Source organism: Agromyces sp. NPDC004153 (assembly GCF_053603635.1).
On record NZ_JBSGFY010000001.1, the window covers coordinates 2,614,851 to 2,629,336 of the forward strand.

14 protein-coding genes are annotated in these 14,486 nt (G+C 75.1%); 7 read left to right on the plus strand and 7 right to left on the minus strand.

Annotated features, from left to right (window positions below; translation table 11 throughout):
- Positions 1–47: 47 nt before the first annotated feature.
- On the plus strand, positions 48–1,313 hold the full coding sequence (locus tag ACWEOH_RS12350) for a hypothetical protein (protein WP_452031309.1): 1,266 nt from the start codon (positions 48–50) through the stop codon (positions 1,311–1,313).
- Between the two features lie 170 nt (positions 1,314–1,483).
- Positions 1,484–2,041, plus strand: a complete 558-nt coding sequence (locus ACWEOH_RS12355) for a 2-phosphosulfolactate phosphatase (protein WP_452031311.1) — start codon at positions 1,484–1,486, stop codon at positions 2,039–2,041.
- Between the two features lie 76 nt (positions 2,042–2,117).
- On the opposite strand, the gene ACWEOH_RS12360 is transcribed toward ACWEOH_RS12355, so the two are convergent.
- The 4 genes from ACWEOH_RS12360 to ACWEOH_RS12375 form a co-directional block, all read right to left on the minus strand.
- Complete coding sequence (locus ACWEOH_RS12360; protein WP_452031313.1) at positions 2,118–2,825, minus strand: TIGR00266 family protein; 708 nt, start codon at positions 2,823–2,825, stop codon at positions 2,118–2,120.
- A gap of 121 nt (positions 2,826–2,946) precedes the next feature.
- Positions 2,947–3,561 (minus strand): CGNR zinc finger domain-containing protein, encoded by a 615-nt coding sequence (locus tag ACWEOH_RS12365; RefSeq protein ID WP_452031315.1) that lies wholly within the window; start codon positions 3,559–3,561, stop codon positions 2,947–2,949.
- Between the two features lie 100 nt (positions 3,562–3,661).
- Entirely contained in the window at positions 3,662–4,159 is a 498-nt protein-coding gene (locus tag ACWEOH_RS12370; protein WP_452031317.1) for a SprT-like domain-containing protein, read from the minus strand.
- 117 nt (positions 4,160–4,276) lie between these two features.
- Positions 4,277–5,488 (minus strand): PQQ-dependent sugar dehydrogenase, encoded by a 1,212-nt coding sequence (locus ACWEOH_RS12375; RefSeq protein ID WP_452031319.1) that lies wholly within the window; start codon positions 5,486–5,488, stop codon positions 4,277–4,279.
- Between the two features lie 47 nt (positions 5,489–5,535).
- On the opposite strand from ACWEOH_RS12375, the gene ACWEOH_RS12380 reads away from it, so the two are divergent.
- From ACWEOH_RS12380 to ACWEOH_RS12395, 4 genes are all read left to right on the plus strand, one after another.
- Entirely contained in the window at positions 5,536–6,297 is a 762-nt protein-coding gene (locus tag ACWEOH_RS12380) for a LamB/YcsF family protein (RefSeq protein ID WP_452031321.1), read from the plus strand.
- Positions 6,294–6,926 carry a 5-oxoprolinase subunit B family protein gene (locus ACWEOH_RS12385; RefSeq protein ID WP_452031323.1) on the plus strand — a complete coding sequence of 211 codons (633 nt, stop codon included), beginning with the start codon at positions 6,294–6,296 and terminating at the stop codon, positions 6,924–6,926. The genes ACWEOH_RS12380 and ACWEOH_RS12385 overlap by 4 nt, the downstream gene beginning before the upstream one ends.
- Entirely contained in the window at positions 6,923–7,792 is an 870-nt protein-coding gene (locus tag ACWEOH_RS12390) for a 5-oxoprolinase subunit C family protein (protein WP_452031325.1), read from the plus strand. Before ACWEOH_RS12385 ends, ACWEOH_RS12390 begins: the two co-directional genes overlap by 4 nt.
- 80 nt (positions 7,793–7,872) lie before the next feature.
- Positions 7,873–9,519, plus strand: a complete 1,647-nt coding sequence (locus ACWEOH_RS12395) for a glycoside hydrolase family 10 protein (RefSeq protein WP_452031327.1) — start codon at positions 7,873–7,875, stop codon at positions 9,517–9,519.
- A 102-nt stretch (positions 9,520–9,621) separates the two neighbouring features.
- Here the strand turns inward: ACWEOH_RS12395 and ACWEOH_RS12400 are convergent, their stop codons facing one another.
- Positions 9,622–10,482 carry a spermidine synthase gene (locus tag ACWEOH_RS12400; protein WP_452031329.1) on the minus strand — a complete coding sequence of 287 codons (861 nt, stop codon included), beginning with the start codon at positions 10,480–10,482 and terminating at the stop codon, positions 9,622–9,624.
- Positions 10,483–10,560: 78 nt separating this feature from the next.
- Positions 10,561–11,328 (minus strand): spermidine synthase, encoded by a 768-nt coding sequence (locus tag ACWEOH_RS12405; protein ID WP_452031331.1) that lies wholly within the window; start codon positions 11,326–11,328, stop codon positions 10,561–10,563.
- A gap of 110 nt (positions 11,329–11,438) precedes the next feature.
- Here ACWEOH_RS12405 and ACWEOH_RS12410 point away from each other — a divergent pair, with 110 nt between their 5' ends.
- Entirely contained in the window at positions 11,439–11,795 is a 357-nt protein-coding gene (locus tag ACWEOH_RS12410) for a group I truncated hemoglobin (protein WP_452031333.1), read from the plus strand.
- A gap of 15 nt (positions 11,796–11,810) precedes the next feature.
- Here the strand turns inward: ACWEOH_RS12410 and ACWEOH_RS12415 are convergent, their stop codons facing one another.
- Entirely contained in the window at positions 11,811–14,468 is a 2,658-nt protein-coding gene (locus ACWEOH_RS12415) for a LuxR C-terminal-related transcriptional regulator (protein WP_452031335.1), read from the minus strand.
- Between the last annotated feature and the right edge of the window lie 18 nt (positions 14,469–14,486).

Below are 14,486 nucleotides of genomic sequence, written 5' to 3' on the forward strand. Positions count from 1 at the left end.
CGGCGCCCGCCCGGCCGGGGCTCGGCTGCGCGTCCTAGACTCCGGCCATGGCCGACGCGCTCTGGTGGTTGCCGTCTCTGGTCGTGTTCGGGGCCGCGGCTGTGGCGCTCGCCGCCGGGGTCGTGGGCTTCCGTCGGCTCGGCGCGCGGCGCGAGCGCGCGGAGCTCGGCGACGGGCACGCCCTCGAGGTGCGGGCGAAGGGCCTCATCGTGCAGGCCGACAACGCCGTGCGCGACGCCGACCGGGAGGTCGCGTTCGCCGAGGCCCAGTTCGGGCCCGCGGTCGCGCGCGACGTGCGGACCGCCCTCGAGACGGCCCGCGGGCGGCTCCGCGAGGCGTTCCTGCTGCAGCAGCGGCTCGACGACGCGGCACCCGCCACCGCGGCGTCGCGGCGGGCCTGGAGCACCCGCATCGTCGACCTCTGCGAGTCCGCACTGCGCGAGCTCCACGAAGCGGATGCCGCGCTCGCCGGCCGCCGCCGGGCCGAGCGCGGTGCCCGCGACGACGTGCCCGCCCTGCGCGCGGATTCCGCACGCCTCGAACGCCGTCGTGCGGAGGCGGAGGCGGGGCTCGAGCGGCTCGGCACGCGGTTCACGCCGTCGGCGCTCGGCGTCGCGCGGGCGGCGGCCTCGCGGGCCGCATCGGCGGTCGCGGGCGCGACCTCGGCGCTCGACACGGCCGAGCGGCAGGTCGCCGGGACCGAGCCGGCCGCCGACACGCTCGCGACGGTCGCGGACCTGCTCGATCGCGCCGGCCGTGACCTCGGGGTCGTGGAGGGCGTCGAGCTCGAACTCGCCGCCGCACAGGAGGAGGCAGCGACGCAGGCCGCGGCGCTCGACGCCGACCTCGTCGCCGCCCGCGGTGAGCGGGACGCGCAGGAGGACGCCGACGCGCAGCAGGCCCTCGGCACGGCGATCGGGGAGGCGTCCGCCGTGCTCGCCGCACGTCGCGACGTCGCGGGCGACCCGTTCGCCGACCGCGACCGGATCCACGCAGCCCGGGATCACCTCGAGGTGGCGCGGGCCGCGGCCCGGAACGCGCAGGGTCGGCTCGACGGAGCGCGCGGCGCATTGGGTGGTGCGATCGCGATAGCGGAGAGCCAGGCCCGTGTCGCCCGCGCCGCGATCGACCGGGCGGGTCCGCGCGTCGGGGCGGACGCCCGCACCCGACTCGCCGAGGCCGAGCGGCAGCTCGTCATCGCGCGCCAGGAGCCCGATCCCGTGGCCGCGCTCGATGCCGCGCGGCGGGCCGCCGCCCGCGCGAACGACGCCGAGGCGCTCGCCGCGTACGACACGCTCGGCGACGGGCGGTAGCGCGCGTCGTCGGGTTCCTCAGCGGGTGCCCGCGTCCGTCGCGACGTGCTACGGGCCGTCGGCGCGTGCGCAACTCCGGACGCGGCGGCGGCGCGCCGGGCGTGAGCGCCCGTCGGTCGGCGAGTCGGCCGCGGCATCCGGAGCTGTACTCCCCGAGGTAGCCTGTCGCGGTGAGCGAGACGAGCGCGCCCGGTGGGCAGGCGAAGTACCAGGTCCGACTCGACTGGGGTGTCGCGGGTGCGGAGCGCATCGTGCCAGGTGCGCACGTCGCGGTCGTCGTCGACGTGCTGCCGTCGCCCGACGGCGGAGTGATCGCCGCCGCGCTGGCCGGACGCGACCTCGTCGTGCTCGAGGGGTCGCTGCGCAACCGCAGCGCGGTGGCCCGATGCATCCTCGAGCTGCAGGAGGAGCGCGGGGAGCGACTCATGGTCGCGATCGTGGCCGCAGGCGAACGGGACGGCGGAGCCGACGGTGGCGCCGTCCGTTTCTCCGTCGAGGACCAGCTCGGCGCCGGCGCGATCGTCGACGCGCTCATCGCGCTCGGCATCGACCACACGTCACCCGAGGCTGCGGTGGCGTGCGCGGCGTTCGAGGGCCTGCGGCACGCGGCCGTGCACCTCATCGGCGCGTCGGCGAGCGGTGCCGAGCTCGTCGCGCAGGGCCGCCGGCCCGAGGTCCGCGCCGCGACGGAGGTCGACGCGTCCGACGAGGTGCCGTCGGCCGGCTGATCGGCGAGCAGGCTCGCGGCAGCGCCGTAGCCCGCCGCCGACTGATCGACCGGCGGGCGCAGGCTGCCGCGGGCGCCTAGCTGCTCGAGTTGTCCTTCTCGGGCAGGTACGGCTCGATCGCGGCCGCCAGCTTCGCGGGCGTCATCGACTGCAGCCACACATGGCCCGGGCCGTGCAGCTGCGCGAGCATGAGCGAGTCGCCGAAGAACTTGTTCTTCACGCCCTTCACCGTGGCGAACTCGAGTGGCATCTCGGCGCGGAACATCGCGAGGTGCCCGGGGTGGATGAGCAGCGACTGCCCGGCCTGCAGGTCGTACTCGACGAGCTCGCCGGCGAGCTGCACCCAGGCCGTCCCGTTGCCGGTGAGCTTCTGGAAGACGACGCCGGCGCCGCCGAAGATGCCCGCGCCGAGCTTCTTCTGCAGGCCCACCGAGACCACGACGCCGTGCGTGCTCGCCATGTAGGAGCCCGACTGGATCATGAACTCGTCGGACGGGTCGATGCGAAGCTCGCGGATCGTGCCGGGCAGCTGGGCTGCGAACGCGACGAACCCACCGCCCTGCGGCGCGGTGTACTCCGTGAGGAAGAGCTGGCCGCCGCCGAGGACGCGCTTCAGGCTGCTCATGAACCCGCCTTGGCCGCCGCTGCCGTGGGCGGTCGACGTGTCCATGCGGAATCCGTTGGTGAGCCAGGAGACGTCGCCGCCTTCTGCGACGATCTGCTCGCCCTGGGCGAGGGTGAGCTCGAGGATGGGCATGGTGGTTCCGACGATCTTGGGCTCCAAGGCCGCACGGTACCAGCGGATGCCTCGCGCGGCCGGGCCATCCGGAGGGAAGCCGCCGGTTCGACGTCCGAAGGTCGGTTCGACGGATGCCGCAGCCCGACGTGAAGTCAGCCCGGGAGGCTCAGGCCGCCTGGCGGTCCGCCTTCCGGGCGCGCGCCCGATGCGCTCGCACCTTGGCACGGTTGCCGCAGCGCTGCATCGAGCACCACCGCCGGGTGGCCGCCCGCGAGGTGTCGAGGTAGACGATGCCGCAGTCGCCGCTGCACTCGCGGATGCGGTCGGCGTTCGCGTCGTCGAAGAGGTCGACCGCATCGCGGGCGATGGTCGAGAGCGCCTGTCCGACCGTCTGCACCGAGCGGCCGGCCTGGCGCGAGCCGCCGGACAGCACGGGCGGGATGTCGGGCGTCGCCGCGTAGAGGTTCACGAGGTCGATGTCCTGCGCCCGCACGTCGTCGCCGCGCGCGGCGGCGAACGCCATGCGCCCGATCGCGTCGCGCAGCGAGATCGCGTCGAACAGGTCGCGCGACCGGGCCGTGCCGACGGCCACGGGGAACCGGTCGCGGAGCCACGTGGTGAGGTCGTCGGGCGCGTGCAGCCGCTCCCAGGCGGGGTTGCCGCCCATGGCGCCCGTGTAGGCGAAGTCGAGCGCGAACGATCCCGAGTCGAACCACCAGCGGACGCCCTCCGCCGACGTGAACCACTGTCCGACGGGGATGGAGACGGTGGAGACGGGCATGGGGGAACCATCCTCGGACGTCGCGGACGCCGCATCCGCGCTGCTGGGGAGGACGCATGCGCCGGCGGGCATGCGCTCGACGGCCCGGCCGACTCGGCGGTCAGCCGGCTGCCGCGCTCGCGGCCCGCCGCCGCACCGCAGGCGTGATCTCGCGATGACGCCAGACGATGAGGTTCGCCCGATCGAAGCCGCGACGGCACAGACCGCAACTCAGGGGGCGCTGGGGTTCACGGTAGCGGAAATGCTCGTGCCCCGCCGGGCAGCGACCCACCCACGGCGCCAACTCGTGCGCGACCTCGCCGTCGTGCGTGCGCCGGCCGACGTAGCCGAGGTCGGCCGCGACGGTCGCCCACTTCGGCCCGTGCCCGGCGCGCGGGCCGGCCACGGCGTGCGCGACCTCGTGCAGCAGGATCTGGTGGATCTCGTCGTCGTCGTAGCGGGCGGCGAGGTAGCGCGACACCGAGATGTGCTTGGCCGTGTAGTTGCACAGGCCGGCGCGCTTCTTCGCGTTGTCGAAGCCGAAGCTCCACACCGCGGCATCGAGGTGCAGGACGATGAGGGCCTCCGCCCACCGCCGAACCCGCTCGAGATCCGCCATGGGATGAGGATAGCCCTGCCCGCGGACCTGGCGGCGGAGGCGCTGGCCCCCGAACGGGGCCCGCGTTTCCCCGCCGTTCCGGGCTTTCCGGGTTCTCCGGGCCGGGTGCGGCGTCCGCTACCCCGCCGGCGCGAGCCGCACCCGGTACAGCCGGTCGTCGCCGTCGGTGGGCGAGCCGCGTCCGTCGGTGTTGTTGGAGATGAACCAGAGCTCGCCGTCGGGGCCCGCCGTCACGTCGCGCAGCCGCCCGAGCTCGCCGGTGAACCAGGGTGTCGAGGTGAGCCCGCCGCCAGCGGTCGCGGGCGCGATCGTCCAGAGCCGCTGGCCGCGGAGCGCGGCGAGGAAGAGCGTGTCCCCGACGATCGCGAGCCCGCTGGGGCTGGCCTCCGCCGTCGACCACTGCTGCACCGGGTCGACGAAGCGCGGGTCCCCGGCCTGCCCCTCCACGACCGGCCAGCCGTAGTTCGCCCCCGGCTCGATGCGGTTGAGCTCGTCCCACGTGTTCTGGCCGAACTCGGCGGCCCAGAGGTCGCCGTTCGCGTCCCAGGCGATGCCCTGCGGGTTCCGGTGCCCGTACGACCAGGTGAGGTTGCCGAACGGGTTCCCGGGCGCCGCCTGCCCCTCGGGCGTCATCCGCAGGATCTTGCCCGAGAGGGAGCTGGGATCCTGCGCGGCGTCGCGGTTCCCGGCGTCGCCCGCGGTGGCGTAGAGGAACCCGTCGGGTCCGAACGCGATGCGCCCGCCGTCGTGGTTGCCCGCCTTCGGGATGCCGGTGAGCACGTCCTCGGGGGCGCCGACGCCGAGCGACCCGGGCGCGCCGGTGAGCGGCATCCGCACGATGCGGTTGTCGGATGCCGCGGTGAAGTACGCGTAGATCCAGGCGGGGTCGTCGTCATCGCCGTCGGTCGGGCGGAGCGCGAGGCCCATCAGGCCGCCCTCGCCGCCGGGGACGACGCCCGGCACGGTGGCCGCCACCCGCAGCGACCCGTCGCCGAGCACCTCGACGATGTTCGCGGTGTCGCGCTCGCTCACGAGCACGCCGCCACCGGGCAGCCGGAGGATCGACCACGGTGCCTGCAGCCCCTGCGCGACGACCTCGACGCCGCCGCTCGGCAGCAGCACGGGCGGCGGGCCCGACGGGGTCGGAGGCTCCGAGGCGGTCGGCGATGCGGGCGTGCCGGGCGGTGTCGACGGCAGCGGGCTGCGCTGGGGGGCGCCGACGCACGCGGCGAGCACGGCGACGGCGGCGAGGGCGACGGATGCCGCGGCCGCGGCGCTCCGGGCACCGGATCGACGCCCCCGGCGCCGCGTACGTACCGCGTTCGGCATGCGACCTCCCCATCCCAGTGTGCGCGCTGCTTCGGCAGAATGGGAGCATGACGCCTGGGATCGACCTCAACAGCGACCTCGGCGAGTCCTTCGGGGCGTGGCGGGTCGGCGATGACGAGGCGATGTTCGCGATCGTCTCGAGCGCCAACGTCGCGTGCGGCTACCACGCCGGCGACGCCCTGACGATGGCCGAGAGCGCCGGCCGCGCGGTGCGCCACGGCGTCGCCCTGGGAGCCCACCCCGGCTACCGCGATCTCGTCGGCTTCGGGCGCCGCGCGCTCGACACGAGCCCGGCCGAGATCGCCGCCGAGCTCCTCGTGCAGCTCGGCGCGCTCGACGGCGTCGCCCGCGGCGCGGGCACGCGCGTGCGGTACGTGAAGGCGCACGGCGCCCTCTACCACCGGCTGTCCGCCGACGAGCGCGCCGCCCACGCGTTCGCGGAGGCCGTCGCCCGCTACGACCCGACCCTGCCGCTGCTCGGCTCGCCAGACAGCGAGCTCGAACGCGCAGCGGATGCCGCGGGCCTGCGCTTCGCCCGCGAGGCCTTCGTCGACCGCGGCTACGTCGCCGACGGCTCGCTCGTGCCGCGCGGCGAGCCGGGCGCCATCGTCGACGACCCCGCGGCTGCCGCCGACCGCGCGCTGGAGCTCGCCGAGACGGGAGGCCTCACCGCCGACGACGGCAGCCGCGTCGAGCTCGCTCCCGACTCGCTGTGCCTGCACGGCGACACCCCGGGCGCCGTGGCCATGGCGCGCGCCGTGCGCGATGCGCTCGAGGGCGCGGGCGTCGAGATCCGGTCGTTCGCATGAGCCGCCGACTGCTGCCGAGCGGCGATGCGGCCCTGCTCATCGAGTGCGACTCGCTCGAGGAGGTGCTCGCGCTGCACGACGCACTCGCTGCAGACCCGCGCCCGGGCGTGGTGGAGCTCGTGCCGGCCGCCCGCACGATCCTCGTCGCGGTCGACCCGGCGCGACTGCCGCTCGAGTCCGCGGCGACGTGGGTGCGTCGCATCCCGGCCGAGGCGGGCTCGCGGGTCGCCGGCGCCGCGGCGGACCCGGTCGTCATCCCCGTGACCTACGACGGCGAGGACCTCGCCGTCACGGCGACGCTCCTGGCCGTCTCGCCCGAGGCGCTCGTCGCGGCGCACACCGCGGCCGAGTGGCGCGTCGCGTTCGTCGGCTTCGCACCGGGCTTCGGCTACCTGGTAAGCGACGACTGGCCGTTCGAGGTCCCCCGGCTCGATGCCCCGCGTCCGCGCGTGCCCGCCGGCTCGGTCGCCGTCGCCGGTGCGTTCGGCGGCGTGTACCCGCGGCAGAGCCCGGGCGGCTGGCGGCTCATCGGGCGCACCGACGCGACCCTGTGGGACCCCGAGGCGGACGAGCCCGCGCTGCTGGCTCCGGGCCGCCGAGTGCGCTTCGAGGCGATCGGCTCGGCATGACCGGCCTGCGCGTCGAGCACCCGGGCGCCTCGGCGCTCGTGGAGGATCTCGGCCGGCCCGGCCTCGCGCACCTCGGCGTCCCGGCCTCGGGTGCGCTCGACCGCGGCGCGCTGACGCTCGCGAACCGGCTCGTCGGCAACCCAGACGGGGCTGCGGCGCTGGAGGTGCTGGTCGGCGGCTTCCGCGCCCGGTTCGACGGTGAGGCGTGGTTCGCGGTCACGGGCGCGTGGGGCCCGGTCACGCTCGACGGACGACCGGTCGCGCCGTACGCGGCGGCGCGGGCGCGCGACGGCTCGGTGCTCGAGCTCGGCACGGCGGCGCGCGGCATCCGCTACGTGCTCGCGGTGCGCGGCGGCCTCGACGTGCCGCCGGTGCTCGGTTCGCGATCGCGCGACACGCTCGCCGCGATCGGCCCCGAACCGGTGGCTGCGGGACAGGTGCTGCCGATCGGGCCGGAGCCCGCGGCATCCGTGCCCGTGATCGACCAGGACGTCGCGTTCCCGCCGCCCCAGGACGCGGTGCGGCTGTCGCTCCTGCCGGGCCCGCGCGCCGACTGGTTCACGGATGCCGCGCGCGCCGCCCTGTTCGAACGACCCTGGCGCGTCTCGGAGCAGGCCGACCGCATCGGCGTCCGGCTCGTGGGGCCGGCGCTCGAGCGGATCCGCCCGGGGGAGCTCGCGAGCGAGGCGACCGTGCCGGGCTCGATGCAGGTCGCCGGCGACGGGCAGCCGACGATCCTGCTCGCCGACCGGCCGGTCACGGGCGGCTATCCCGTCATCGCGATCCTCGATCCGGGCTCGCTGGATGCGATGGCGCAGGTGCGTCCGGGGCAGGAGGTGCGGTTCCGGCACGCGCACCGGAGCTGAGGGGACGATCTCGGAAGCAACGCTTCACAACCATCGGCGAGTATGGAAGTATCTTCCAAACCGAACTGCTTGGAGGATCGATGACGCACCCTGAGTCCACGCCCGCCGACCAACCCGCCGCAGCGCTCGGCCGCCGCGGCTTCCTCACGCTCGCGGTCGCGGGCGTCGCGGCATCCGCCTTCACCGTGACCATCGGCGGCCTCGCGCCGGCGCCGGCGCACGCGAACGCCTTCGGGGCGACGGCCGGCGCGACCGCGGCCGTCGTGGCACCGCGCAAGCGCGAACTGCGCGCGATGTGGATCTCGTCGGTCGTGAACATCGACTGGCCGAGCCGCACGGGCCTCAGCGCCGACGCGCAGCGCGCCGAGTTCCTCCACTGGCTCGACGTGGCCGAGCAGTTCCGGCTCAATGCGGTCTTCGTGCAGGTGCGGCCGACCGCCGACGCGTTCTGGCCGAGCCCGCTCGAGCCGTGGTCGCAGTACCTCACGGGCGTGCAAGGGCAGGACCCGGGCTACGACCCACTCGCGTTCATCGTCGAGGAGGCGCACGCGCGCAACCTCGAGCTGCACGCCTGGTACAACCCGTATCGCGTGTCGATGCAGGCCGACCCGGCGAAGCTCGTGCCCGAGCACCCGGCTCGCCTGCACCCCGACTGGATCTGGGCCTACGGTGGCAAGCTCTACTTCGACCCCGGCCTGCCCGAGGTGCAGGAGCACATCCAGCAGGCGATCCTGCACTCGGTCGAGCACTACGACCTCGACGGCGTGCACTTCGACGACTACTTCTATCCGTACCCGGTGGCGGGCCAGGTGATCCCGGACGCCGCGACCTACGCCGCGCACGGCGCCGGCTTCGGCGACGTCGCCGACTGGCGGCGGCACAACGTCGACACCTTCGTGCGGTCGATCTCGGAGCGCATCAAAGCGCTGAAGCCGTGGGTGAAGTTCGGCATCAGCCCGTTCGGCATCTGGCGCAACCGCGCGACCGACCCGCTCGGCTCCGAGACGGGCGGCTCGCAGTCGTACGACCTGCAGTTCGCCGACACCCGCAAGTGGGTGCTCGAGGGCTGGCTCGACTACATCAACCCGCAGGTGTACTGGCAGATCGGGCTCGCGGTGGCCGACTACGCGAAGCTCATGCCGTGGTGGGCCGACGTCGCCGCGGCATCCGGCACGCACCTCTACATCGGGGAGGCGCTCTACAAGGTGACCTCGGGCGTCTTCACCGACCCGGCGGAGCTGTCGAACCACCTCAGCATGGACCGCGGCATCGACGCGGCCGGATCGCCCGTGCACGGCAACGTCTACTTCTCGGCCAAGCACGTGCCCGCCGACCCCCAGGGCTCGATGTCGCGGGTCGTCGCCGACCACTACGCGCACCCCGCGATCGTGCCCGCCATGCCGTGGCTGCCGGCGACGGACGTGCGCCCCCCGGTGCTCGCGCGGGCCGAGCGCTCGGTTGGCGGCGTCGAGCTGCAGTGGTCGGATGCCGCGCCGCCGGCCCACCGTGCGACCTCGTTCGCGGTCTACCGCGTCGACGGACCGGCCGACGCGATCGACGTCGAGGACGCGACGAACCTCGTGGCGACCGTGCGCGCGGGGGCCGGCGTCGTGCAGACCTGGACCGACGCGACGGCCGAGGCCGGCCGCGACTACGCGTACGCGGTCACGGCGCTCGACCGGGTCTGGAACGAGAGCGGGCCGAGCGCGGTGCGCGTGGTCCGCTGACCGGCGGAATCCCGATGGTGCGGTGGAATCCCGCACGTACGGGATTCCACCGGCGTCACGGGATTCCTGCGCGAAGCCGTCGGCGCGGCGCGCACCGCGCGGTCAGCGACCGGGCTTCGACAGGAAGACCGAACGCGCGGGCGGCGGCGACGGCACCGCCGTGGCATCCGTCACCACCGGAGCGCCGGCGATGAACCGGCGGAGCTCGTCGCCGTCGACGAGCTTCGCCGGGGCCGGGTCGCTCGCGAGCCGTCGCGGCAGGCCCGCGAACGGCAGCTCGTCGGCCGACGCGTACATCACGACGTTGCCGAACCGTCGGCCCTTCAGCATCGACGTGTCGGCCGCGATGGCGACGTGCTCGAACACGTGCGCCAGCGTCGCCGCCTGCGAGCGGGCGAACGCGAGCCCGGCGCCGTCGGCGACGTTCACCGCCACGATGCCGCCCGGCGCGAGTCGCGGCTGGAGCAGGCCGTAGAACTCGGCGCTCGTCACGTGGGCGGGGGTGCGCGCACCCGAGAAGATGTCGACGACCGCGAGGTCGACCGCGCCGTCGAGGCCCGCCGGCAGCTTCTGCAGCACCTCGCGCGCGTCCCCGTGCCGGATGCGCACCTGCGCACCGCGGGGGAGCGGCAGGTGCTCGCGCACGAACTCGACGAGGTCGCTCTCGAGCTCGACCACCTGCTGCCGGGAGCCGGGCCGGGTCGCCGCAATGTAGCGGGGCAGGGTGAGCGCGCCGCCGCCGAGGTGCAGTGCCGTGATGGCCTCGCCGTCGGGACGCACGAGGTCGGCGGCGTGGCCGATGCGCCGCACGTACTCGAAGCCGAGCCAGTCGGGCCGGTCGAGCTCGACGTGCGACTGCGGCGTGCCGTCGACGAAGAGCGTCCACGATCCGGGCGCGCTGCGCGACTCCTCGAGGCGGGCGACGTGGCCGCTCACGGCGAGGCGGCGTTCGAGGTCGGGCACGGATGCCACGCTACCCGCCTCGTGCGCGACCGGAGGCGTGTGCGGCATCCGCTCGGAGCCGTTCGCAGCTCGCCGAGCTCAGCAGGCGCCCCAGAGCGCGGCGTCGAGCCGGTGCCCCGTGAGCACCGTCGCCGGGAACGGGCCGCTCAGCGCGAGCCGGTCCTCGAGGCCGGGCGGCAGCCCGTCGGGCGCTGCGACGAGGATCGCGTTCCCCTCCTCCGCGCCCGAGAGCACGGTCGGGTCGCCCGCGACGAGCAGGTCGGCGCCGGGATCCGCTCGCGCCAGCGCCAGCGCCCGCACCTGCGCGCGCAGGCGGGTGAGCCCGGCGGCGTCGGCCACGTTCACGGCCAGCAGCCCTCCGGGCGACAGCAGCGCGAGGCATCCGCCCATGAAGGCCGGCTCGTCGACGAAGGCCGGGGCGTCGAGCCCCGCGTAGAGGTCGACGACGACCGCGTCGAACCGGCGGGCCGCCGCGAGCGCCGAGAGCATGCCGTGGGCATCGGCGACGAGCACCGCGATGTCGGCGTCGGCGGGCAGCGGCAGCCGGTCGGCCACCAGGTCGACGATCTCGGCGTCGTGCTCGATGACGACCTGCGTGGAGGCGGGCCGGGTCGCGGCGACGTAGCGCGGGAGCGTGAACGCGCCGCCGCCGAGGTGCAGCGCCCGGATGGGCTCGCCCGGCGTGCGCACGGCGTCGAGCACGTGGCCGATGCGGCGCACGTACTCGAAGAACAGGCGAGTCGGATCGTCGGGATCGACGTGCGACTGCGCGGTGCCGTCGACGAGGAGCGTCATCCCGGTGGGGGAGAACACGTCGGCCTCGAACTCGATGCGCGGTGGCGCCATGCCTGCATCGTGCCACGATCCGGCGGCGGCGCGCCGGGTGAGCAATCGTTGCTCATGCGCTCCGGCCGGGAATGCCCGACACTGGGACCACGCGACGAGGAGGAGGCGGCATGGCCGAGGTCTACGAGCAGCTCGGCGGCCCTGACGGGGTGCGCACGGCGGTCACCGTCTTCTACAACCGCATCACCGCCGACGACGAGCTCGGCCGCTGGTTCGAGGGCATCGACCTCGATCGACTCAAGGCCCACCAGCGTGCGTTCCTGACGGCCGCGTTCGGCGGACCGCAGGTCTTCTCGGGCCGGAGCCTTCGTGACGCGCACGCCGACCTCGCGATCACGGATGCCGCGTTCGACACGATGGTGTCGACCCTGCTCACGAGCCTCGCCGACCTCGGCGTGGCGAAGGAGGCCGTGACCGCGGTCGGCGAGCGGCTCGAGGAGGCGCGGGCGGAGGTCGTCACCGCCTGAGCCGGCCCGCGGCCCTCAGGCCCGGAGCTCGTGCCGTCCGCGGATGCCGAGCTTCGCGTACGTCGACTGCAGGTGGTTGTTCACGGTGCGCGGCGAGAGGAAGAGGCGCGTCGCGATCTCGTTCGAGCTGAGCCCCTGTGCCGCGAGCGATGCGATCTCGCGCTCGCGCGGCGTGAGCGGCTCGGCGCCGTCGGAGAACCGCAGCAGCGGCGTGCGTGCGCCCTCGCAGCCGGCGGCGAGCGACGCCGCGCGCTGCAGGTCGGCGGTCGCCTCGCGTCCGTGGCCCGCCGCCCGAGCCGCCTGCCCGGCCGACGCGTACGCCTCGGCCGCGTAGAGCAGGTGCCCGATCGACTCCCACTCGGCGCCCACCGCTCGCAGATCGGCCGCGCCGGCGGCCGCCTCCGCCCTGGCGTGCGCGAGCCGACGGCGCACGGCCGGCGAATCGGATGCCGCCGCGAGCCGCGCCAGCCGCTCGGCCGCCGTGCGCGCGTGGGCGCGCGATCCGAACCGCACGAGGTGGTGCAGCAGGCCCGCCGCCACGCTCACGGCGCCGCGCTGCTCGATCACGTCGACGCGCGCGAGGATCGTGGCGGCCGCGGCATCCGGGCGCCCCTCGCCCACGGCGATCCAGGCGTCGGCGAGCGCGGTGACCGAGTTGTCCTCGTCGAGACCCGCGATGACCTGCGCGCGCAGCTCGCGTGCGCGCGCGAGGTCGCCCTGCTCGGCCGCGACGATCGCGAGGAAGCAGCGCGCGAACTCGCGCAGCGACTTCGGCCCGTGCAGCTCGGCGCCGCCGACCGTGTCGCGGAACCAGCGCGCGGCGGTGTCGAGGCGTCCCAGCTGCCAGAAGATGCGGCCCATCATGAACTCGTCGAGCCGGGCGGTCAGGGCGTCGTCGTGCCGGATCGCGTCGTGCAGCGATTCGATGACCGTCGCCCGGGCGTCGTCGAGCCGGTCGGCCGCGATGAGCACGTGCGCGAGTGCGAGCTCGGCGCGCCGGGGCACGAGGACCGAGCGGTCGCCCTTCGCGAACCGCACGGCGCGCTCGGCCGCCGCGATCGCCTCGGCGTCGCGTCCCAGCGTCACCAGCGGCATCGCACGCGACAGGTCGAGCACGGCCTGCTCGAACGTGCTGTCGCCCGCGACCGCTGCTGCGGAGTCGACATGGGCGAGCGCGTCGTGCGCGTACTCGAGGTTGACGAGGAGCACCGCCTTGCTGAGCGCGATCGTCGCCGACTGTCCGGGGAGCGCGTCCTCGAGCGACTCGAGCAGCTCGAGTCCGCGGGCGCTGCCGAGCGGGTCGCCGCCGAATACGTCGGCGCGGGCCGCGCCGATCGCGGCCAGCAGCTCGGGCGGGTCGTCGTCGGCCACGGCGCGCTCCTCGGCGCGCGCGAGCACGGTGAGCGCGTCCTCGGCCCGGCCGAGCGACCAGAGCAGCTCGCCGTGCAGCAGGAGGGCCGCCGCGTCGTCGGCGCCGGCGGCCACGGCCGCGGCGGCGAGGCGCTCTGCGGTACGGCGATCGTGGGCCAGGCGGGCGAGCGACGCCGAACGGGCGAGCACGCCGGCGTCGGACGGACGGCCGGCGTCGAGTCGCCAGATCGCCACCCGGAGCTCGTCGGCCGGGGTCATCGGCCGGCTGGCGACGAGGTCGGCCTGCTCGAGGAGGAGCGAGACGGAACGGAGCCGCGGAATGCTGTCGCGCACGGCCGAGGCGTAGTGCGGATGCGCCAGTCCCACCCGCATCCGGGCACCCGACTCGTCGACGCGGATGAGGCCGCGCATCTCGAGCCTGGCGAGCGCCTCGGGCGCACCCGGCCGGGCGAACTCGTCGAACGCCAGCGGCTCGCAGAGGGCGAGGCGTTCGACCGTGTCGCGCTCGTCGTCGCCGAGCACGCGCAGCCGGGCGCGGATGAGGTCGCGGAGGGCGGGCGTGCCGACGGGCTCGCCGACGAGCTGCCAGAGTCCGTCGGCCGAGACGAGCGAACCGGCGTCGGCCGCGCCGATCGCGAGCTCGCGGAGGAAGAGGGGATTGCCATGCGAGACGGCGTGCAGCTCGACGGCGTCGCGATGCGCGATCGGCCCCCCGAGCACGCGCGTGAGCAGTTCGCCGACCTCGTCGACGTCGAGCGGCGCGATGTCGAGGCGCACCGCGTCGCCGGCGGCGGCGAGTGGGAGGAGCCCCTCGGGCACCGGATCGGACTCGCGCACCGTGCCGATGAGGCGCAGCACGCCCGACTCCACGAGCTGGGCGATGAGCGCGACCGACACCGAGTCGACCGCTGAGACGTCGTCGACCGCGAGGATGGTGCGCCGTCCGGCCGCGACCTCGCGAACGGCGGCGCTCGCCGCGGCGTAGAGCGCGATCGGGTCGCCCGCCGCCGTCACCATCGCGACCGGGTCTCCCGCGAGCACCGGCGCGAGGGCGCCGAGGGGCACCGCGCTGAGGGCCGTGTTGCCGCTCGCCGTGAGCACGCACCAGTCGTCGTCGCCGAGGCGCTCGGTCACCGCCTGCATCACCCGGGTCTTGCCGATGCCCGAGGGGCCGTAGAGCAGCACCGTCCGTGCCGGGGCCGCGAGCGCGGCGACGCCGCGATCGACGAGCGCGTCCCGGCCGACCAGCGGCCACGCCTCGTCGAGCCCGCGCGGCGCGCCCCCCGACTCACCAGGTTCCACCGACACCCTCACCCTCGG

What these genes read in the sequence shown, in the direction of transcription:
- ACWEOH_RS12390 (WP_452031325.1), top strand. Translation starts at nt 6,923, where the DNA reads ATGACCGGCCTGCGCGTCGAGCACCCGGGCGCCTCGGCGCTCGTGGAG.
- ACWEOH_RS12350 (WP_452031309.1), top strand. Translation starts at nt 48, where the DNA reads ATGGCCGACGCGCTCTGGTGGTTGCCGTCTCTGGTCGTGTTCGGGGCC.
- ACWEOH_RS12385 (WP_452031323.1), top strand. Translation starts at nt 6,294, where the DNA reads ATGAGCCGCCGACTGCTGCCGAGCGGCGATGCGGCCCTGCTCATCGAG.
- ACWEOH_RS12405 (WP_452031331.1), bottom strand. Translation starts at nt 11,328, where the DNA reads ATGGCGCCACCGCGCATCGAGTTCGAGGCCGACGTGTTCTCCCCCACC.
- ACWEOH_RS12370 (WP_452031317.1), bottom strand. Translation starts at nt 4,159, where the DNA reads ATGGCGGATCTCGAGCGGGTTCGGCGGTGGGCGGAGGCCCTCATCGTC.
- ACWEOH_RS12375 (WP_452031319.1), bottom strand. Translation starts at nt 5,488, where the DNA reads ATGCCGAACGCGGTACGTACGCGGCGCCGGGGGCGTCGATCCGGTGCC.
- ACWEOH_RS12395 (WP_452031327.1), top strand. Translation starts at nt 7,873, where the DNA reads ATGACGCACCCTGAGTCCACGCCCGCCGACCAACCCGCCGCAGCGCTC.
- ACWEOH_RS12365 (WP_452031315.1), bottom strand. Translation starts at nt 3,561, where the DNA reads ATGCCCGTCTCCACCGTCTCCATCCCCGTCGGACAGTGGTTCACGTCG.
- ACWEOH_RS12380 (WP_452031321.1), top strand. Translation starts at nt 5,536, where the DNA reads ATGACGCCTGGGATCGACCTCAACAGCGACCTCGGCGAGTCCTTCGGG.
- ACWEOH_RS12410 (WP_452031333.1), top strand. Translation starts at nt 11,439, where the DNA reads ATGGCCGAGGTCTACGAGCAGCTCGGCGGCCCTGACGGGGTGCGCACG.